The 20,108-nt window shown below is 53.5% G+C and carries 17 protein-coding genes; 14 read left to right on the top strand and 3 right to left on the bottom strand.

The window, feature by feature from the left end; genetic code table 11:
• The first annotated feature begins 125 nt into the window (after positions 1–125).
• The 9 genes from NYE74_RS20195 to NYE74_RS20155 all read left to right on the top strand — a co-directional run bounded on the left by NYE74_RS20195 (position 126) and on the right by NYE74_RS20155 (position 11,514).
• The gene (locus NYE74_RS20195; protein WP_036623082.1) at positions 126–1,613 is read left to right on the top strand and encodes a glutamate synthase subunit beta; all 1,488 of its coding nucleotides are present in this window, start codon (positions 126–128) and stop codon (positions 1,611–1,613) included.
• Positions 1,614–2,064: 451 nt separating this feature from the next.
• The gene (locus tag NYE74_RS20190; protein WP_341005144.1) at positions 2,065–4,356 is read left to right on the top strand and encodes a type IA DNA topoisomerase; all 2,292 of its coding nucleotides are present in this window, start codon (positions 2,065–2,067) and stop codon (positions 4,354–4,356) included.
• 408 nt (positions 4,357–4,764) lie between these two features.
• Positions 4,765–5,082 carry a helix-turn-helix transcriptional regulator gene (locus NYE74_RS33360; protein WP_051985450.1) on the top strand — a complete coding sequence of 106 codons (318 nt, stop codon included), beginning with the start codon at positions 4,765–4,767 and terminating at the stop codon, positions 5,080–5,082.
• Between the two features lie 4 nt (positions 5,083–5,086).
• On the top strand, positions 5,087–5,767 hold the full coding sequence (locus NYE74_RS20180) for a response regulator transcription factor (protein WP_036623079.1): 681 nt from the start codon (positions 5,087–5,089) through the stop codon (positions 5,765–5,767).
• On the top strand, positions 5,761–7,590 hold the full coding sequence (locus tag NYE74_RS20175) for a sensor histidine kinase (protein ID WP_124332143.1): 1,830 nt from the start codon (positions 5,761–5,763) through the stop codon (positions 7,588–7,590). Before NYE74_RS20180 ends, NYE74_RS20175 begins: the two co-directional genes overlap by 7 nt.
• Before the next feature lie 118 nt (positions 7,591–7,708).
• A complete protein-coding gene (locus NYE74_RS20170; protein ID WP_036623075.1) occupies positions 7,709–8,389 on the top strand; it encodes a GDSL-type esterase/lipase family protein in 681 nt (226 codons plus the stop codon).
• A 54-nt stretch (positions 8,390–8,443) separates the two neighbouring features.
• Positions 8,444–9,850: an MBOAT family O-acyltransferase gene (locus NYE74_RS20165; RefSeq protein WP_341005143.1), complete on the top strand. Its 1,407-nt coding sequence runs from the start codon at positions 8,444–8,446 to the stop codon at positions 9,848–9,850.
• 45 nt (positions 9,851–9,895) lie between these two features.
• A complete protein-coding gene (locus tag NYE74_RS20160; protein ID WP_341005142.1) occupies positions 9,896–11,014 on the top strand; it encodes a DHHW family protein in 1,119 nt (372 codons plus the stop codon).
• Positions 11,011–11,514, top strand: a complete 504-nt coding sequence (locus NYE74_RS20155; RefSeq protein ID WP_249732568.1) for a DUF4358 domain-containing protein — start codon at positions 11,011–11,013, stop codon at positions 11,512–11,514. Before NYE74_RS20160 ends, NYE74_RS20155 begins: the two co-directional genes overlap by 4 nt.
• Positions 11,515–11,815: 301 nt before the next feature.
• Here the strand turns inward: NYE74_RS20155 and NYE74_RS20150 are convergent, their stop codons facing one another.
• Together NYE74_RS20150 and NYE74_RS20145 are read right to left on the bottom strand one after the other, a co-directional pair.
• The gene (locus tag NYE74_RS20150) at positions 11,816–12,586 is read right to left on the bottom strand and encodes an HAD family hydrolase (RefSeq protein WP_036623071.1); all 771 of its coding nucleotides are present in this window, start codon (positions 12,584–12,586) and stop codon (positions 11,816–11,818) included.
• A gap of 49 nt (positions 12,587–12,635) precedes the next feature.
• Positions 12,636–13,553 carry an ArsR family transcriptional regulator gene (locus NYE74_RS20145; RefSeq protein ID WP_036623070.1) on the bottom strand — a complete coding sequence of 306 codons (918 nt, stop codon included), beginning with the start codon at positions 13,551–13,553 and terminating at the stop codon, positions 12,636–12,638.
• A gap of 295 nt (positions 13,554–13,848) precedes the next feature.
• On the opposite strand from NYE74_RS20145, the gene NYE74_RS20140 reads away from it, so the two are divergent.
• From NYE74_RS20140 to NYE74_RS20120, 5 genes are read left to right on the top strand one after another with little or no spacing between them, the layout of a single operon-like run.
• Positions 13,849–14,583 (top strand): phosphonate ABC transporter ATP-binding protein, encoded by a 735-nt coding sequence (locus tag NYE74_RS20140; protein WP_036623067.1) that lies wholly within the window; start codon positions 13,849–13,851, stop codon positions 14,581–14,583.
• Between the two features lie 16 nt (positions 14,584–14,599).
• The gene (locus NYE74_RS20135; RefSeq protein ID WP_227872759.1) at positions 14,600–15,856 is read left to right on the top strand and encodes a hypothetical protein; all 1,257 of its coding nucleotides are present in this window, start codon (positions 14,600–14,602) and stop codon (positions 15,854–15,856) included.
• Between the two features lie 32 nt (positions 15,857–15,888).
• Positions 15,889–16,587 carry a response regulator transcription factor gene (locus NYE74_RS20130; protein ID WP_036623064.1) on the top strand — a complete coding sequence of 233 codons (699 nt, stop codon included), beginning with the start codon at positions 15,889–15,891 and terminating at the stop codon, positions 16,585–16,587.
• Positions 16,584–18,089 (top strand): sensor histidine kinase, encoded by a 1,506-nt coding sequence (locus tag NYE74_RS20125; protein WP_051985449.1) that lies wholly within the window; start codon positions 16,584–16,586, stop codon positions 18,087–18,089. Before NYE74_RS20130 ends, NYE74_RS20125 begins: the two co-directional genes overlap by 4 nt.
• A gap of 20 nt (positions 18,090–18,109) precedes the next feature.
• Positions 18,110–18,655 (top strand): GNAT family N-acetyltransferase, encoded by a 546-nt coding sequence (locus NYE74_RS20120; protein WP_051985448.1) that lies wholly within the window; start codon positions 18,110–18,112, stop codon positions 18,653–18,655.
• Between the two features lie 95 nt (positions 18,656–18,750).
• Here NYE74_RS20120 and NYE74_RS20115 read toward each other — a convergent pair whose 3' ends face one another.
• Positions 18,751–19,968: a glucose-1-phosphate adenylyltransferase gene (locus tag NYE74_RS20115; RefSeq protein ID WP_213510365.1), complete on the bottom strand. Its 1,218-nt coding sequence runs from the start codon at positions 19,966–19,968 to the stop codon at positions 18,751–18,753.
• Positions 19,969–20,108: the final 140 nt, after the last annotated feature.

Below are 20,108 nucleotides of genomic sequence, written 5' to 3'. Positions count from 1 at the left end.
CTAACATCAAGATACACTGACACGGAGAGTTAAAAAGTCCGCATTGATCAGTTTCAGGCTGTGAATAGCGGGCTTTTTCAAGTCATAGCATCACTAGACAAGAACACGGATGGGGGAACGTATAGATGTCTACACCAACAGGATTCATGGAGTTCAAACGCGAGCTTCCGGGGGATCGCAGCCCGTCCGAACGGGTTCGGGACTGGGAAGAATTCCATAAACATATGTCCGAGGAAGAGCTGCAGACGCAAGGCGCCCGCTGCATGGACTGCGGCACGCCATATTGCCATACGGGCATCGACATGGCCGGCGGCACTTCGGGATGCCCGGTGCATAATTTGATCCCGGAATGGAATAACCTCGTTTATCGCGGTTTGTGGAAGGAAGCGCTGGAGCGTTTGCACAAAACGAACAATTTTCCGGAATTTACGGGCCGTATTTGCCCCGCGCCTTGCGAAGGCTCCTGCACCGTCGGCCTGATCGGACAGCCCGTCACGATCAAAACGATCGAGCAGGCGATTATCGACAAAGGTTTTGAGGAAGGCTGGGTCGTTCCCGAACCTCCGGAGAAGCGGACAGGCCGCAGAGTCGCCGTCGTCGGTTCCGGCCCGGCCGGACTGGCCTGCGCCGCGCAGCTCAACAAAGCGGGCCATGATGTGACCGTATATGAACGTTCGGACCGCATCGGCGGTCTGCTGATGTACGGCATTCCGACGATGAAGCTCGACAAGGCGGTCGTGCAGCGCCGCGTTGATTTGCTGGCTGCGGAAGGCGTGAAATTCGTCACCAACACGGAGATCGGCAAAGACATCAAGGCGAAGCAGCTTGTCGACGAATACGACGCGGTCGTACTGTGCGGCGGCGCTACGAAACCGCGCGAATTCAACATCGAAGGCAGCGATTTGAACGGTGTGCATTACGCGATGCCGTTTTTGAACGGCACGATCAAGAGCTATCTGGATTCGGGGCTGCAGGACGGACAGTATTTGTCCGCCAAAGACAAGGACGTTATCGTGATCGGCGGCGGGGACACGGGTTCCGACTGCGTCGCCACGGCGCTGCGCCACGGCTGCCGCAGCATCACCCAGTTCGGCACGCACGCCAAAGCGCCGCTGGAACGCGATCCGATCAACAACCCTTGGCCGCAGTTTCCAAATGTATATACCCTTGATTATGCGCAGGAGGAAGCCAAGGCGATATTCGGCAGCGACCCGCGCGAGTTCTCGATCATGACGACGCGGTTCGTCGGCGATGAGAACGGCAGCTTGAAGGAGCTGCACACGGTGCAAATCCGCCGTACCGTTGACGAAACCGGCCGTAAAATCTATGAGCCGATTCCGGGGACGGAACGGGTATTCCCGGCGCAATTGGCGCTGATCGCCATCGGCTTCGACGGTCCGGAATCGACGATTATAGATGAGCTGGGGCTGGAAAAAGACCGCCGCACAAATGTGAAGGCGAAATACGGCCAATTCAAGACGAGCGTGGATAAGGTGTTTGCCGCCGGAGACATGCGCCGCGGACAAAGCCTGGTCGTCTGGGCGATCAACGAAGGCCGGGCGGCCGCCCGCGAGGTCGATAAATATCTGATGGGCTCGACCGTATTGGTGTAGCATTCGTTTAAAACGTCATTCTATTAACCTCAAAAGTTGTGATATAATAGTAAAAGCTTACAAGAGCTGCGCGAAGCGCGGCTCTTTTTTAGGTGCTGCCCGTTTCTTGTGTGGTGCGCGCTGAAATAACGGTAAAAAGTGTCGCTATCAGTGGAGAAATCGCCCTTTTTAACGGCTTAAGGGAATTTTATGGCGTTATTTTTGAAGCTAATCGGAAATAAAGGCTTTTTAAAGATGCGGCCGAAGAAATAAGGACATTAAATTCCTCTATTTTATGCGGATGTGGCCAAAACAGTAAAGTAACGTCATAAAATGCCGTTAACTCCCGATACCGGAGGGAATCATCCCACCGCACGCTTCGCTTATGATTTATGGTTGAATGGGCAAAAGTCAAGGTAGGGACACCTGTAGAAAAAGAGACGGAAAGACAGAGAAAGAGGGACGTTCAAGCATGAAAACGCTCGTGATTGCCGAGAAACCGGATATGGGGCGGACGATCGCCGCCATTATCGAACCGAAAGCGAAAAACAATCGATCCTATCTGGAAGGGGAACGGTACATCATCACGTGGGCGATCGGCCATCTGCTCGAACTTGCCGAACCAGACGCCTATGACGACAAGTATAAACGATGGAATTTCGGCGATTTGCCGATCATGCCGGAACGGTTTAAAATCGTGCCGAACCCAAGAACGAAAGATCAATTGAAGACGATCGGCGAGCTGGCCAAACGCTGCGGCCAAATCGTCAACGCGTGCGACGCCGCGCGCGAGGGGCAGTATATTTTCGCTTTGATCCAGCAGCAGCTCCGTTTGTCCCAGCCGGTCAAACGGCTGTGGATCTCCGATTTGACCAGCGAAAGCATCGCCAAGGGCTTCGCGGAGCTGCATGAGGCCGCGGAGTTTGAAAATTTGACGCTCGCCGCCAGGGCGCGCAGTGAGGCCGATTGGCTGATCGGCATGAACGCTACGCGAGCGTTCACAACCAAGCATCGGGAGCTGCTGTCCGTCGGCCGGGTACAAACTCCGGTGCTGGCGCTCATCTATGACCGGCAGAAAGAGATTGAAAATTTCGATTCCCTGACGTATTATGAAATCAAGGCGGAATTTGCGCAGGACACCCGCAAGTACGCCGGAACTTGGCAAGGGGAGCGGCTGACCGACGCGGATAAAGCGAAGGCCATCGCCGATAAAGTGCGGGGAAAAGCCGGACGCATCGCCGAATACGAAGTCAAAGAAACGAAAGAATATCCGTACAAGCTGTACGATCTGACGCTGCTGCAGCGGGAAGCCAACGCCAAATACGGCTATTCCGCCAAAAAAACGCTCGATCTGGCGCAGGCGCTGTACGAGCGCCATAAAGTCATTTCTTATCCGCGGACAAGCTCCAACTATGTGACGGAACAAAATATCGACGGGATGCACAAAGTTTTTCATATGCTTAAATCGACGCCGTATCAAACGCTGGCCGAAGGCGGCAATCCGAAGCTGGTGCATGTGGGCAACAAATCCGTGTGCAATCCAGCGCGCGTGGAAGATCACCATGCGATATTGCCCACGCTAAAACGGCCGGGCAATTTAAGCAAAGAGGAGCAAAACGTATACGACCTCGTCGTCCGCCGGTTCCTTGCGCATTTTTATCCGCCGGCCGAGTACAAGCAGCATACCGTGTTGACCGAGGTGGAGGGAGAGACGTTCAAAACGAACGTAAAAGAGCTGCTTTCCCTGGGTTGGAAAGTGTGCCTCCCCGGCGACGAGGCCTCTAAACCGGGCGGACGCGGCAAGAAAAAGGACGAAGAGGAAGAAGCCGAGGAACTGGTCAGCGAGCCGTTTCAAATCGACCGGAACCAGCCGGTCCAATGTACGGAGGCCCAGGCCAAAGAGAAAGCGACCCAGCCGCCGAAGCATTATACCGAGGGGACGCTGCTTAAAGCGATGGAAAGTGCGGGAAAGCAGCTTGAAAACGAGGAGCTGCGCGAAGCGATGAAGGATGCCGGGCTCGGCACGCCGGCCACGCGGGCGGCGACGATTGAGCGGCTCAAAAAAGTCGGCTACATCACGATGCAAGGCAAAAGGATCACCGTCACGCAAAAAGGCCGGACGGCCGTGGAGCTGATCCGCCGCGCCGGCGTCGAGCTGCTGACTTCTCCGGAAATGACCGGCCAATGGGAGAGACGGCTGTACCAAATTTCCCGCGGGGAAGCGACTCCGGACAAGTTCATGGACAATGTGCGGCGGTTTACGGTGTCGATCATCGAAAAGGTGCGGACGCAGCAAAAAGCGGACGCTGCCTTGTTCGGCACGGCGGACGGAGACAAACCAGCGGGACGCGGGCGCGGAAAAACCGCGAAAGCCGGCCCGACGGGCCGTCCCGCCAAAGGAGCGGCCGGCTCGGCCAGCGCGGCGGCTTCGCCAGGCTCCGCAGCCAAGCCAGCGGCTGGCCCGGGGCTGCAGGCGCTCGCCCCTTGCCCGCGGGAAGGCTGCGGCGGCCAGATCATCGAAGGCCGCAAAGGCTACGGCTGCACGCATTACAAGCAGGGCTGCGGCTTCGTCATTTGGAAAGAGTTTGCCGGAAAGAAAATTTCCGCTTCCATGCTAAATGCGCTTCTGACCAAAGGCCAGACCCAGCTGTTAACCTTTAAGCGGGCAGGCGGAGAGATTAAGGGGCGGATCGCCCTGGCCGACCGTTCAACCGGAAAGCTTGAGCTTCTGCACGCCGAGCCGTCAGAAGCATCATCCAACTAAATCCTGACTTCTATCTTTCGGTCTAATCGCACCCTTGCGGTTGGGCCGGTTTATTCTGGATTTTGCCCAGAAATACATCCCCATTCCCGACATGCTGAACAATCCTCCAATGAATTGGGAAAAAGTTAGGATTTTTTGCGAACAGTACTATGGAAAAGAATTATGTTCTTCCCTTTACCAATTCTTTATTTTTGTCTCTAGTAATCAAGCCAGACGTGAAATGGCAACTTGAAATGATAGGGATGCTCTGGGATATAAAGAAAATGTTTGAACAAAAAAATCCTGGGGGTGGGAATATAAGGTTTCCATGAAAACCGTGCAGTTCTGGTTCACGATGATATCCAATATTACGCTTTCTTCCGAGGAATCGCCTAAATATTCAAACAACAGCAAGAAAGAATTCAATTAATGATCAGTTATATCCATCAGAACTACGCCGACAGCATCACTTTACCGGAAATTGCCGAAGCCGCGCATCTGAGTGTCTCTGAGTGCAACCGCAGTTTCAAGAAAACACTGCATACGACTCCTTATGACTATTTAATTAAATATCGCATCAAAAAAAGCACCGAATTATTGGTTGATACGGACTGTACGATTTCAGAAATAGCCCGTAGAGTGGGTTTCAACCATGCCAATCATTTCATTCAGTCCTTCAAAAAGCATTATAGAAAAACACCCAAGGAATACCGCAAATCCAAAAGCACAATACATAACGAGAGGTAGAACCATGTCAAAAACAATTCTGATTGTCGAAGATAAGCTTCTTTTACGGGAAATTATCAAAGATTACTTCCTTAATGAAGGATACAAGGTATTGGAGGCGGGTGACGGGAAAGAGGCGCTGGCATTGTTCGGACAGCATAAAGTCCAATTGATCATTCTCGACATCATGCTGCCTGAATTGGACGGCTGGGCGGTGTGCCGGCGGGTCCGCAAGGTGTCGGACGTTCCGGTCATCATGCTGACGGCCCGTTCGGACGAGGACGATACCTTGCTCGGCTTCGAGCTGGGCGCGGACGATTACGTCGTCAAGCCGTGCAGCCCGCCTGTTTTGCTGGCCCGGGCCAAACGTTTTCTGGAACCTCGCCATATGCCCGGGCAAGAAAAGGACACTTTGGGTGGGGCCGGGATCGCGCTGCACCTGCCTTCCCGCTCAGTAACGATTGACGGGGCAGACTGCAGTCTAACGTACACGGAATTCGAAATTTTAGCGTACCTCACGAAAAACAAAGGGACGATCGTGACTCGGGAGCAATTGATGGCGAAAATATGGGGATACGATTTTCCCGGCGATGAACGGACGATCAACAGCCATATGCGCAATTTGCGGGCGAAATTGGGCGACAAGGCCCAATGCATCGTGACCGTGGTACGCGCCGGGTACAAATTTGAGGATCGGCCATGTTAAAAGGAATCGTCCTCAAGCTGTTTTTGCTGACGACGGCGCTTTGCCTATTTCTCGTTGCAATGATTTTCGCCGCGCAAACCGTGTTTTTCAAACAATTTTATATGCATCAAAAAGTGTCGGACGTCAAGGCCGCCGTTCAAACGTTCAAGCAGGACTACCTGAAAACGGGCGGGAAACCAAACGCCGCGGCCGAACTGGAGCAGAAATTTTACCGGGAGCATAACATCTGGATCGCGGCGTTGGACGAAATGGGGTATCTGCAGTACTCCGCCGATTTTGAGATGGAGGTCCGGCTGGAACAGGCTGAAGGTTTCCCTGACCTTGACGGCCAAACGCTGACGATTCCGCTTTACACTGTGGCGAATGTGGACGATTTTAGCGCCGACAATCCGCTGTACGCTTTCGGCGGTACCTGGGTCCAGGAAGGCCAGCCGATCGCGATCGAGGGTCTTATGATGAAGGGGCGCCTGATTCCGCAGCGGATGGCCAGGGGCGTTTCCGGCTTAAGAGAGGAAAACCGTCTGGAAAATACGCTGCTGGCCAATAAGGAATACGAGGTTGTCCCGCGCTTTGAGAGCCCGGTGCAATATCATGAAAAATATCCTTCGGCGCTGGTCCAGGGGACGATCACGAAACTTGCGCTGCCGGAAGGAGCCGGCGTCTCCCGTTATACGAACCGTTTGTTTCTGGAGCGGGTCAAAGCTTTTCAGGCGGACCTGCTGTACGGTGATTTCGCCGTTGACGGAAACGGCGAGGTGATGAATTTTGCGGAAAACGATGTGAACTATAAGTTGTTCGTGGAGCGTATCCAGGATCGGGAAGGCAAGTCCTCTTATATCTTCGCGCTGACGTCGCTTCAACCCGTCAGCGAAGCCGCAGCGGTGATGCAAAATTATTACGTTTATATTGTAATCGCCGCATTGCTGCTCGCGGTGCTGGCCTCGCTATACTTTTCCACCCGGATTGCCCGGCCTTTGCTGCGCATCAACCGGACCACGCAAAAAATCGCCCGCCTCGATTTCTCCGAGAAGCTGCCGGTGAGCGGCAAGGATGAAGTGGGACAACTGTCCGCCAGCATCAACGAGCTGTCCGAGCGGTTAAATTCTCATATTCTGCAGCTGGAGCGGGACATTGAGAAGGAAAAGCAATTGGAGCACACGCGGAAGGAGTTTATCGCCGGAGTGTCGCATGAGCTGAAAACTCCGCTGAGCGTCATCCAAAGCTGTTTGGCCGTACTCAAGGACGGGGTGGCCGGCCATAAGCGGGACTATTATTTTGCGGCGATGGAAGAAGAAGTAAACGGCATGATCTTATCAATCGCGGATATGCTGGAGCTGGCGAAATACGAGTCGGGCACGTACAAAATGCAGCAAGAACCGTTTGAAATCGGCCATGCGATCGAGCGGGTTTGCGGTAAACTGGCCCCGGAGCTCGCGGACAAGCGGCTGCGGCTGTCGACTCGAATGGCGCAGGCCGAAGTCGTGGCCAACCGGCACCGCATTGAGCAGGTTTTGGTCAATTTCCTGACCAACGCGATTCGTTATACGCCGGTAGGGGAATCCATCCTCGTCACGGCTGCCGAAGAGGCGGATTCCGTAAAGGTGAGCGTGGAGAACCGCGGTGTTCATATCCCGGAGGCGCAGTTGGAAAAGGTGTGGGATCGCTTTTACCGCGGGGAGCCTTCCCGAAATCCTTCGACCGGCGGAACTGGGCTGGGCCTGGCGATCGCCAAAAAAATATTGGAGCTGCACGGTCTGCCCTTTGGCGTGGCGAATACGGCGGATGGGGTTTTATTTTACTTTTATTTGCGCAAACAAGCGTAGAGCTTCGGTTCTGCGCTTTTTTAACTTATATTGATTTGATCTGCACCCGGTCTGCATTTCTCTCAACTATCCTATCAAGGTGCGAAAGAAAAACAACCTGAGAGGAATGTGAACGAAAATGAGAAAGACGCTCTGTATTTTGTTGGCCGGGATCGCTTTAATATCGCTTGCGGCGTGCGGACAACAAGAAGGAGAGCCACACCCGGCTTCCGGCAATCCGGTTTCAGCCGGACAGGCGCAAGTGGAGATTTCCGCGGATGCAGCGCAAGCCACGCTCGCTTCGCGGTTTCAAAGCAGCGTATTTCTGGGGGATTCCATCACGGAAGGCTTGTCGTATCATGATGTGCTGGATGAAGAGAACGTACTGGCCGGTGCGGGAAAAACAGCGGAATTCGCGATGGAGGATCTCGACGAACTGATGCGGAGAAATCCCGAGCATATTTTTATCCAGTTGGGTTCGGATGACATCCTCTGGCCGACGGATAACCCGCAGGAATACGCGGTTAAGCATTACACCGCCTTGATCGAAGCGATCAAAAATAAGCTTCCGCAGGCCGACATTACGGTTTTGTCGGTAACTCCCGTTACGGATGAGGCGCGGGAGAAAGAGCCCCGCTACCAAAACATCTCCGATTTTAATGAGAAACTGAAAGAGATGGCCGCCAAGGAGCAAGCCGCGTTTGTCGATTTGACCCCGATTCTCGCGGATCATCCGGAGCTGTACGATACGGACGGCATTCACTTTAGGCAGGGGTTCTATACGCTGATGCTGGACGCTTTGAAGGGCCGAGTGGAGTGACGGCGGCCATGTACTTCCGTCCCCGCCGATCCAGCGAGGCAGGGGGGATGAGTGTTGGTATTTAGCAGTCTGATCTTCCTGTTTTATTTTTTGCCGGCTACGATACTTATCTACTATTTGTCGCCCCAACGGTTTCGAAACGGTGTCCTGCTCGGGGCAAGCCTGGTATTTTACGCTTGGGGGGAGCCGTTATATATTTTCATCATGATCTTTTCGACCGTGTTCGACTATGCCAATGGCTTGCTGATCGAGAAGTACCGGGAGCGCAAAGCGCTCGCCCGGGCGATCTTTATCGGCTCCATTGCAGGCAATTTAGGGCTGTTGTGCTTTTTCAAATACGCCGGATTTGCCATCGACAACTTGAAACGGTTGTTGCATTTAGGCTTGCCTGCGGCCGATCTTCCGCTGCCGGTGGGCATCTCCTTCTATACGTTCCAAACGATGTCTTATGTCATCGACGTCTATCGCGGCAAAGTGCCTGCGCAGCGCAGTCCGATCGCTTTTGGCGCTTACGTGGCGATGTTCCCGCAGCTTGTGGCCGGTCCGATCGTCAAATACGGCGACATCGCCCGGCAATTAGTTTCCCGCCGCATGACGCTTGGCCGGTTTGGCGCGGGAGCGGAGTTGTTTATCCGCGGTCTCGCCAAAAAAGTGCTGCTGGCCAACAATATCGGCCTGCTGTGGGCGAATGTCAAAGCGGCGCCGCCGGGGGAGCTGAGCGTGCTTTCCGCCTGGCTCGGGATTGCGGCGTTTGCCCTGCAAATTTACTTCGATTTCAGCGGATATTCCGATATGGCCCGCGGTCTCGGCAAAATGTTCGGGTTTGAATTTATGAAAAACTTCAATTATCCGTATATATCCCGGAGCATCACGGAATTTTGGCGCAGATGGCATATCTCCCTTGGCTCCTGGTTTCGGGAGTATGTCTACATTCCGCTCGGCGGCAACCGGCAAGGCCTGCCCAAACAGCTGTGCAACCTGCTTGCGGTGTGGTTTTTAACCGGATTGTGGCATGGAGCGAGCTGGAATTTTATCGTCTGGGGTCTTTATTTCGGCTGCCTGGTTACATTCGAAAAGCTGTTTTTGCTAAAAGGGCTGCACCGGCTCCCGCGTTTTGCCGGGCATGCCTATACGCTGGCGGCCGTTATCATCGGCTGGGTGTTTTTCGAATATGAGAACCTGGGGGCCGCCGCCCATTTTCTCGGGACGATGTTCGGGTTCGGCGCGCATGGCCTTGCCGATCGGCAGGCGCTTTACGATCTGTCCGCCTATTCCGGCTGGCTGATCCTGCTCATGTTATGCGCGACGCCGTTTCCCCGCCGGCTGCTGCTGCGTTTCCGGAGAAAACGGGGCCATTGGGGCAGCGCCGCGGCTTTGGGTACGCACCTGCTGCTGTTGTTTTTATCCACGGCGTATTTGGTCAGTGAAACCTATAATCCGTTTTTATATTTTCGTTTTTAGTGTCAGGAAGGGAGGCGGCGAAACCTGAAATGGTATAAAGAAGCCATGGCTGTTCTGCTGCTGGCATTTATATGCGCCTTGCCGGCCTTGGAGATTCTAACGCCGGACCGCGAATTCTCCGCAGCGGAAAACCGGATGCTCGAGCCAAGGCCCAATCTCTCGCTTCAGCATTTGGCTTCGGGGAAGTTTATGGCCAATTACGAGAAATACGTGTCCGACCAGTTTCCTTTCCGGGATTTCTGGGTTGGCGCGAAATCCGATACGGCTCGGGCGATGGGGCAAAAGGAAAATGGCGGGGTTTACCTGGGCAAAGACGGTTACCTGATTCAGCAGTTCTCTCCGCCGGCGGAAGGGGAGGTGGAGGAGAACGCGGAGGCGATCCGTACGTTTATTTCCGCGGCACCGGGCCTGCAAACCTACGTAATGCTGGCACCTACCTCCGTAACACTGAACGAGGACAAGCTTCCGGCATTCGCTCCGGCCGGCAGCGAGCTTGCCTTTTTGGACAAAATGCGGAATGCGCTCGGCCGCTTCATGCGCTTTGTCGACGTCTACCCGGCGCTGTACGCCAAACGCCATGAGTATCTTTACTACAAGACGGACCACCACTGGACGACCTTGGGCGCTTTTTACGCATACCGGGAGTTATGCAGGCAAATGGGGATGCCCCCCCAAGAAGCGAAAGATTTCGAGATCCGGCAGGCCGCGGATAATTTCTACGGATCGCTGTATTCGCAGAGCGGCTTCAGGCATTTACGGCCGGATCAAATCGCTCTTTGGCTGCCAAAGGAGAAAGAGAACGAAACAGTTGAATATGTCGACGAAGAGCAGACTACCAATTCTCTGTATGCGCTGGAGAACTTAAACAAGAAGGACAAATATGCAGTCTTTTTGAACGGCAACCATGCGCTGGTAAAAATCACGTCGCCGGCTCATCCGGCGGGAAAAAAGCTGCTGGTCGTGAAGGACTCGTATGCCAACAGCTTGATTCCTTTTTTGACGGGGCATTTCAGCGAGATTTATGTTGTGGACCTGCGGTATTATGACGGCGATTTGCTTGCGCTAATACGGGAACGGGAGATTGATGACATGCTGGTGCTTTATAATATCAATACGTTTTTTGCGGATCCGTCCATCAAGAACTTATCGGAGATGATAAAATGAATAAATATATGCAGAGAACAAAAACGTTCGTGTTCGGTGTCGCTCTGCTGGCGCTTATCGTCATGACCGGTATTTTGGCGGGGTGCGCCGAAAGGGAAAAGGGAACCGGGAACCTGACGGCGGCCGATGTGGGCGAGCGAATCGAACAATCGGTTAACTTGGAGAGTATGGAGCAAAGGGATATGAAAAAGCTGCAAAAGCTGTATCATATCTCCGGCGAAGAAGTCGCGGATTTTGTGCTCTACACGGCGTCATCGAACGTGGAAGCGGACGAATTGCTGATCGTCCGGCTTAAGGACGAAAGCGAAGCAGAACGCGTCATGGCGAAAATCGAGGAAAGAATTGCCGCGCAAACCGCCAAATTTAAGAACTATCGTCCGGAACAATATTTTCTGCTCGAAAAGCATGTGCTAAAGACGAAAGGGCCGTTTATCCTGTTTGCGGTCTCGGCAGGGGTTGAGCAAATGGAGCAGGCTTTCGACGCGGTGACGGACACCTGAGGACAACAAGGCACAGGAGAGTGATATTCCTTGCTCTGCCAGAAATAACGGTAAAAAAGGGGATTATTTAGGAAAATCCGCGACTATAGGAAAAATAAGGGGCTTTTTTGGTTTTACTTTGGGGTGGAGGCGGAAAAAGCATGGGATTATAAGGTTCCCAAGGGGAATAAGGACATTTTGTTCCTCTATTTTATCGAAAAAACACAATTCGCCCAAATAAGGGCTAAAATTACCTTTATTTTGGTGGGGGATCAGGGACCCGGTGGGTGAGACTCGTTTCCGAACAACAAAACGGACCTTGTTATAGGGTCCGTTTTTGCCGTTTCATCTGATGGATGTGATCAAAAATAATCCGTGGCACTTCCTCGAGCGAGGACACCGTATGCATGTTCGAATTGCTCTCCTGCTGCAGCTCAACGATGTTATACAGCCATTCATTTGGGATTTTGATGTAAACGGCGTTGATTCCGGCGGATAAGGCGGGCATTACATCGGTGCGCAGACTGTTCCCGATCATCCAGGTGCTGGTCCGGTCGAAGAAACGGGAACGTAAAATTTCCTCGAGCGCTTCCGCGTTTTTGTGCTGGCGGATGTATATGCGGTCCTCGAAGAACTCGGCCAGCTTCATCTGTTCGATTTTCCGCTGCTGGATAGCGGTCTCGCCTCCGGTGTACAACAAAAGCTCATGCCCCTGGCTGCGCAGCAGATTCAGCGTTTCGACCATGCCGGGGTAAGGCTCGACCGGATGCTCGTAGACGCTGAGCCCCAGCTTCATCAGCCGTTGTTCTTCTTCCGGCAGCGCCTTGCGGCCGTAGATACGGCAAAAATAGCGGTACGTTTCGACGAGCGATTCCGGAAAATGGGAGCTGGAAAATCCGATTTGGTGCACGCCGGCCACATCGATTTCGGTCTGTTTGTCGCGGATTTCCGCGGCGGTGACCGGATTCCCTTTAAACCAATCGACGAGTAGCTCGGCGAATTGCTCCAGGATCAAATCGAAATATTTATTGCAATGAATCAAGGTATCGTCGAGATCAAAAATAAGGTGTTGCCGCTTGGTCCGCGTGTTCACAGCAGGTCACTCCTTTATCCAAGTAAAACTTTCTCTGTTGCCGCCTGCATTACAAACGGATATAAGACTCCAGGAAAATTTGCAGCTCGGCGGCGCCGTCCGGGCGGATGCTGAATTTTTCGATATCCTGGTCGACCAAGTGGATGCGCAGCAGCCCGGCCACCCGAAGCCGCATGAGGTCATGCATCAAATCCTCTTTGCTTTCGTTTAAGTCATGCAGCATTTCGTAGATCGATTTCGGTTCGTCCGCCACATAGCGGAGAAGCCGCAGCCGCTCCGGCTTGGCGAGCGCCCGGGTCAACCGCTTTAACACGACCGGCGGCTCGTCCTCGTCGACTTCCGGGATGTCCAGCGGATATTGAATGAACAGGACATCGCGGTAGAAGACGTATGTATTGATCGGCCGGAAATGGGTGGACGGCGTGAGAACCACTTGGGAGACCGGTCTTTGCGGCTCCAGCACGAGACCGCCGGAAGCGTATTCGATCAGCGCGTCGGTGTCCATTTTTTTCAGGAGCGCGTTTTTCTCCGCCGCGTCTTCTTCCAGAAGAGGGAGCAGTTGCGGCTCTACGTCGCGGAAATAAACCTGGTGCCACGTTTTTAACAAAGGGATGTAATTGTCGCGAATTCTAACGATTGCCTCACAAGTCACATCGGGAATATAGGATTTTGTTTTCTGCCATAGCGCGTTTGCTTCGGCTTCGGCCGTTTCGTTCAAAAAGGAAAGAACGTCATCCGCCTTTCCGCGTTCCAGAACCCAAACGTACAACACGTCGTAATCGGAAAAGGGGTAGCCGGCGGCTTCCGCGAACCGTTGCCGGACCTCCGGATTGAAGCGGTTCTGAATCTCCTCGATCCATTCCGCTCCGACATCGAGATTGTTCACCCATTTCCGCGTCGTATATATCATAAAGCTGCTGAGCAGTTCGTAGACCAGAGAGTAATCTACCTTCACATCATAAGCCATGACAAGATACCTCCCAGAAATCTTTGCATACAAATTCATTATGGCTTGTTTGACGGGGGATTGTCTACTATAATGTTTAAGGATTCATGAACAAATCAGCAAAACGGCAGGACATCGTCAATGATTATTGGCGATTTTTTCTTTTTCCCTGCCTTCCATTTTAATCCGGAAAGCAGCGCCGGTCAAAAAATCGGCAAATATGAACATGCTGTAATGGATTTTCGCCGGCTTTTCCAATACACTTAAAGGTAGAGAAAAAAAGCGGTTGGCATCGTAAAAAAGGAGAATCGGACCCATGATCAGAGTGAACCACTTGCACAAATCGGTGGATGGAAATAAGAAAAAAGTGCTCCGCGACATTACCGTTCAGTTTGAAGGCGGGGAAATGATCGGCGTGGTCGGGCCCAGCGGCAGCGGCAAAAGCATTTTGCTGCGCTGCTTGGCGCTGCGGGAGCGCTGGAACCGCGGGGATTATACGTGGGACGGCGACCAGGTGATCAGCGGCGGTGGCGGCGGTTCGCAAAAGTACCGCTCCAAATGCGCTTACCTGGAGCAAAACCCTTCGCTGTTTCCCGAAAAAACGGCGCTTAAAAACGTCCTGATCGGACAGGCCGGGCAAACGCCGCTGCTTCGCCGCCTGACCGGTATGGTGCGTTCGGACGATTATATGGGCGCGATGGACGAGCTGGAGAAGTTCGGCCTGCTGGACAAAGCCCACGTGAAAGCCGGCAAGCTGAGCGGCGGCGAACGCCAGCGCGTGGCCATATGCCGGGCGCTCGTGCACGGCGCCGGGTTTATCGCGGCGGACGAACCGGCCGTCGGGCTGGATCCGAAGTCGGCCGAGCGCGTATTGAACACGCTGAAGGCCCTTTGCAAGGAGCAGGGCAAAATCGTCGTGGCGGCGCTGCCGCTGGACTTGGCGGAACGCTTCTGCACCCGTATCTGGGGCATACGCGATGGAGAGCTTAAAATCGACGTTTCCGGAAGAAGGCTGCTGCCGGAAGAGAAAAGGCTGATCGATTTGGCATGAAAAGAGTGATATGATGTTGGCAAAACGATGGTGCACCACTATTGCTGGATTTTTTTTACTAATGGTGTTAAGCGGCTGCAGTTTTATCAGCGACCCGAAATCGCTGATGCAAACGCCGCAGTTGTCCTCGGATAAGGCGTCCCTGATCAGCGTCATCAAATCGGAGCTGAAAGGGGGAGAAATCATCTCGCCCCGGGATGTGCGCAACAGCAGCTCGATCCGCACTCCCGACCTGAACAACGACGGGGTCAAGGAGGCGGTGGTGTTCTACCAAACGCCGGATGAAGCCGTGCGGATTCACGGGATGATTCTGGAGCGCGAGAAGGATACCTGGGCGCTGAAAGCCCGCTTTGACGGTGAAGGCCAGGAATTGGAGACGTTTGACGTGCTGGATTTGACCGGAGACGGGAACCTGGAGATTATCGCCGGCTTCTCCAATGGAGGCGATGGACTGCAAAAGGGATTAACCGTATATTCCTACCACGAGGGAGCCGTTGAAAAAATGATGGCTTTGCCGTACGACTATTTCATGGTCGACGATCTCAATCAGGACGGTCAACCGGATATCACGGTGGTGAGCTTGAAGCGCCAGCAGTTCGCCACGGTGACGGCTTACCAGTATGCGGACGGATCCTTTCAGCAGCTCAGCCAACTGGAGCTGAACGATCCGGTCAGCGATTATTACAACGCGGTCAGCGGGAATATTACCCCAAAACTCAAAGGGATCATTCTCGACGCGTCCGTCGGGACTCATTCGGCTTTCTCCACCATCATCGTCATGAAGGACGGCCAGTTCGTGAATCTGCTTCCGTCGCAGGATATGACGCTGAAGGGTTATCCGATTATGAGCGGAGACGTGAATAACGACGGCGTGCTGGAAGTCGGCATGCTCGAGAAGCCGAAGGGCTGGGAATACATCTCTTTTGATGAAATCCCCTGGCTGTTTACCTATTACCAATGGGATGAAAAAGACGGTCTGAAATCCGTGATGCAGCAGTATATGGATATGGCGGGCCGCTTTTATTTCAATTTTCCGAAGGAATGGCGCGGCAATGTGACGATCGATACCAAATCGGATAAAAACGAGCATCTTTGGTTTGTCAAAACCGACACGAACGAGGTGGTGGCGGAAATTCGTTTCTTTACGCTTTCCGAGTGGGAGAAGAACAAAGCGGATTGGCAGTTCCTGGCGCAGGATACCGACAGAGTGATCGGCTTCCTTAGCCATACGGATTTGAAGGTGAATAAAGGCGAGACGGAAATCAAACGTTAAGCCGTTTTCGGATAGAGAGGGAGGTCTTACCATTGAGCAAGGTATTGATTTTGGAGGATGAAGAATCCATCCGCAGCTTTATCGTCATCAATTTGAAGCGGAACGGGTTCGAGGTGCTGGAGGCGGCGGAAGGCCACGAAGCGCTGAGCAAGCTGCAGAGCGTGCCGGATATCGACATCGCGCTGCTCGACGTGATGGTTCCGGGGATTGACGGGTTTGAGGTGTGCCGCCGGATCCGCGAGACCAACGAACGGATCGGGATTATTTTCCTGACCGCCAAAGTGCAGGAACAGGACAAAGTATACGCCTTGTCCGTCGGAGCCGACGATCACGTCAGCAAACCGTTCAGCCCGACCGAGCTGATCGCGCGGATCCATTCGCTGCTGCGCCGGGTTAACGTATACCGGGAGAGCAGCGCTAAAGTCATGTTTACGTCGGGGCCGTTTACGCTGGATTTGATTTCCAAGCAGTTTAAGAAAAACGGGCAGTTGATCGAACTGACGCCTACGGAATTTTCGCTCATTCAGTATTTCCTCGAGAAGGAGAATATGCCGCTGAGCCGGGATTCTCTGCTTGACCACGTCTGGGGCAAGGAATACATGGGCGATCCGAAAATCGTGGACGTAAATATCCGCAGGCTGCGGCAAAAAATCGAAAGCAATCCGTCCGAACCGGCTTTCCTGCAGACCGTGTGGGGGCACGGTTATAAGTGGAAAGGCGAGGGACAATGATCAAGAAAGGGATCGGACGGCAAATCGTTCTGCATTACTTTATCGTTGTATTCGTGACGCTGTTTATGGTCGAAATTATTTTCACGGTAGCCATCCGATCGTATTATTACGATACGATTTACAACCATATGGCCAACCATTCCAAATGGGCCTCGGATTTTTTCCAACAATTCGTGCGTCTGAACTCCGAACGCGATCCCGATTATTTTACCGAGATGCTGCGCACTTTTGAGCTGGACAATACCGAATTGATGATTTTGGACCGTAACGGAGAAGTCAAAGCGAGCACCAACGCCTTCCAGGCGGACAAAGCGATCCAGACGGGCGATGTCCCGCAAGCGCTGGCCGGCAGCGTAGGGAAATGGATCGGCCGGCAGCCGAGCACCGGCGAAGCGGTGATGGCGGTCTCGCGCCCGCTGCAGATTCAAGGCCAAACGCAGTATATCGCCCGGTTTGTCACATCGCTCGAGCGCGTTAATTCCAAGCTGCTGAACCTGACCTTTTTATCCATCGGGGTAGCTGCCGCCGTGCTTGCGCTTGTGACGCTGTTCAGCATCGGGCTCGCCAACTCGATCGTTAAGCCCATTAACAATATTCGCGACGTATCCGCGCAAATGGCACGGGGCAAATTCGACGCCAGGATCAGGGGCAACTACAAATACGAGCTGGGCGAACTGGCGGCAACGCTCAATTATATGGCGGAAGAAATCGTACGCAGCAATCAGATCAAGGACGAGTTCATATCTTCGATCTCGCACGAGCTCAGAACGCCGCTGACCGGCATTAAAGGGTGGAGCGAAACGCTCACGTCCGGGGGCTTCGATCCGGAAGAAACGAAGCTCGGAATGGGGATCATCGCCAAGGAGACCAACCGGTTAATCGGGCTGGTCGAGGAAATTCTCGATTTTTCCAAGCTGCAGCAAAATGAAATGAAGCTGGTCATCGGGCACGTCAATTTAAAAGAGCTGATTCAGGAAACGATGCTTAACGTATGGGCCAAAGCGGAACAGAAGCAAATCCAGCTGAAGCTGGAGGAACGTACCGACAGGACCGTCATCGTCAGCGGGGACGGCAATCGGCTTAAGCAAGTATTCCTGAATATCGTCGATAATGCGATTAAATTTTCCCATGAGCAGAGCTGGATTCACCTGGTGATCAGCGTAAAAGAGGACGGCCGGGCGATGGTGGAAGTGGTCGATACCGGGATCGGCATCAGCGAGGAGTATTTGCACAAAGTGAAGGACCGCTTCTTCCAGGTCAACCACCAGGGAGGCGGAACCGGGCTGGGCCTGGCCATCAGCCAGCAGATCGTGGAGCTGCATCATGGGGTGATGGAGATTCACAGCGAGCTCGGCGTCGGCACAACCGTGGCGGTGACGCTTCCCGTAGCCGAAGACGCGGAAGCATCGGACGTTACCGCTTCCGCCGCGCCGGAAGACGAATCGTCTGCAGACGGTGAAGCGGGCCGTTCGCTCGCCGCGGAAAACGATGATCAGGCTTGACCGAAAAGGGGGGAAACAAAATGATTGACAGGGTAGGAACGGTAATTACGCGCGGCGGGGACTTCTCAGTCACGCTCGCCAAGCCGGGCGACTTGGAAACGGTACGGCTAATGCTCGTCGAGGCGGCGAACTGGATGCAAACCGGCGGCGTCAAGCAGTGGAACCCCGAGCAGTTTACTCCGGACTTGATTCGTTCCTACTATGATGAACGGGAAATATATCTGTTGACCAGGGAAGGGGAGCCGGCAGCCATGTTTACGCTGCAGGATTCGGATCCCGATTATTGGGGGGCGCTGAACATCCCCGGATACAGTTATTTGCACCGGCTTACGGTCCGCTTGCCTTACCGCGGCCAGGGGCTGGGCGGTGAAATCCTAAGCTTTGCCGCCAAGCGGTCTAAGGTTTTGGGGCGCTCCGGACTTCGTCTCGATTGCTGGAACCAAAACGTAAAGCTGAATCGGCTTTATCAAGAGCTTGGCTTTCGCCTGCAGGGTACGGGGCGGAAGGATGATGGCCGCGAATTTAATTTGTATCAGTTGGCTCCGGCTATTTACGACCAAGCTTAATCCTTGAAAAGGGGCATCCCGCAAGCACACTTTTCGTGTACTTGCGAGGATGGCCCCTTTTTTTTCCGTTAATGAGATTGCCTATAAAAAACCCGTCAGGACAGCAGGCCTTCCGCCCGCAGCCGGGCCGTATTTTCGTAGACCTCCTGCAGCAGCCTGGAAGGCTGGGGAAGAACGGCGGGTTTTGCCAATACCGTTTCGCGCGGCCCGATCACCGCGATTTCGGACGCCGTTCCCTTCACGACCGCGCCATCCTTGATGATGGCGCCCTCGCCGATAATCGCCCGCTCGATCACCGCGTTTCGCCCGATTTTTACGCCGGGCATAATGACGCTGTCCTTAATTCGGGTGTTTCGTCCGATTTCCGTTCCTCCGAAAATGACTGAACGTTCGGCATGACCCTCCAGCGCGCAGCCATCGTGGATTAATGAACCGTTGGGGTTAACCCGTTTTTTGGGAGGAACCGGAACCGCCGGCATTTCCCGCGTATACATCGGCCAGTTTGTCTTATGAAGCTGCCAATCCGAGCTTTCCTCAAGCAAATCCATATGGGCTTCCCATAAGCTGTGGACCGTCCCCACATCCCGCCAGTATCCCTGAAACTCGTAGGCATGCAGCGGATCCGAGCCGGCAAGCATTTTGGGAATCAGATCCTTCCCGAAGTCATGGCTGGAAGCAGGATCTTCGGCATCCTCCAGCAGATGCCGCTTCAAATACCCCCAGTTAAACAAATAAATGCCCATCGAAGCCAGATTGCTTGCCGGCTGCTTCGGCTTCTCGGCGAATTCGCTGATCCGCTGTTTTTCGTCCTTGGACATGATGCCAAAACGATGCGCTTCTTCCCAAGGAACCGTCATAACGGAGATGGTCGCCTTGGCCCCATGGCTTAAGTGAAAATTCAGCATTTGGCGGTAGTCCATATGGTAAATATGATCCCCCGAAAGAATGAGGACATGTTCAGGAGCATACCCGTCGACGAACGCGATGTTCTTATATATGGCGTCCGCCGTTCCCGCATATTCCGAGGTTCCCGCATTGGAGGACGGAAGCAGAGATATTCCGCCGCCATCCGGCCGCGGCAGCATCCAGGGTTCGCCTTCCCCGATGTGCTCGTGCAGCGACGCCGCTTCGTATTGAGTCAAAACCCCGATCGTATCGATGCCTGAATTGACGCAATTGCTGAGAGGAAAATCGATAATCCGGTAATGCCCGCCAAACGGCACGGCCGGTTTTGCCTGCTTGGCGGTTAACGGGGACAATCTTCGCCCTTCCCCTCCCGCGAGCAGCATCGCAATACAGTTCTTTTTCCTCATTTCGTTTCCCTCCCGTATGTTTTTGACCGTGTAGTACATACATTAAAGGATATAATGTAGTTGAAATAAATTATGGAAATAGAAAGAAAATATTACATGAATTTTTGGAAAAAACTCATAATTTTTCTTTATCGGGAGTT

The sequence above is a fragment of the Paenibacillus sp. FSL P4-0127 genome, from assembly GCF_038007325.1.
Classification (GTDB): Bacteria; Bacillota; Bacilli; order Paenibacillales; family Paenibacillaceae; genus Fontibacillus; species Fontibacillus macerans.
The sequence above is the reverse complement of the archived record's forward strand: the minus strand, read 5'-3'. Positions and strand labels throughout refer to the sequence as shown.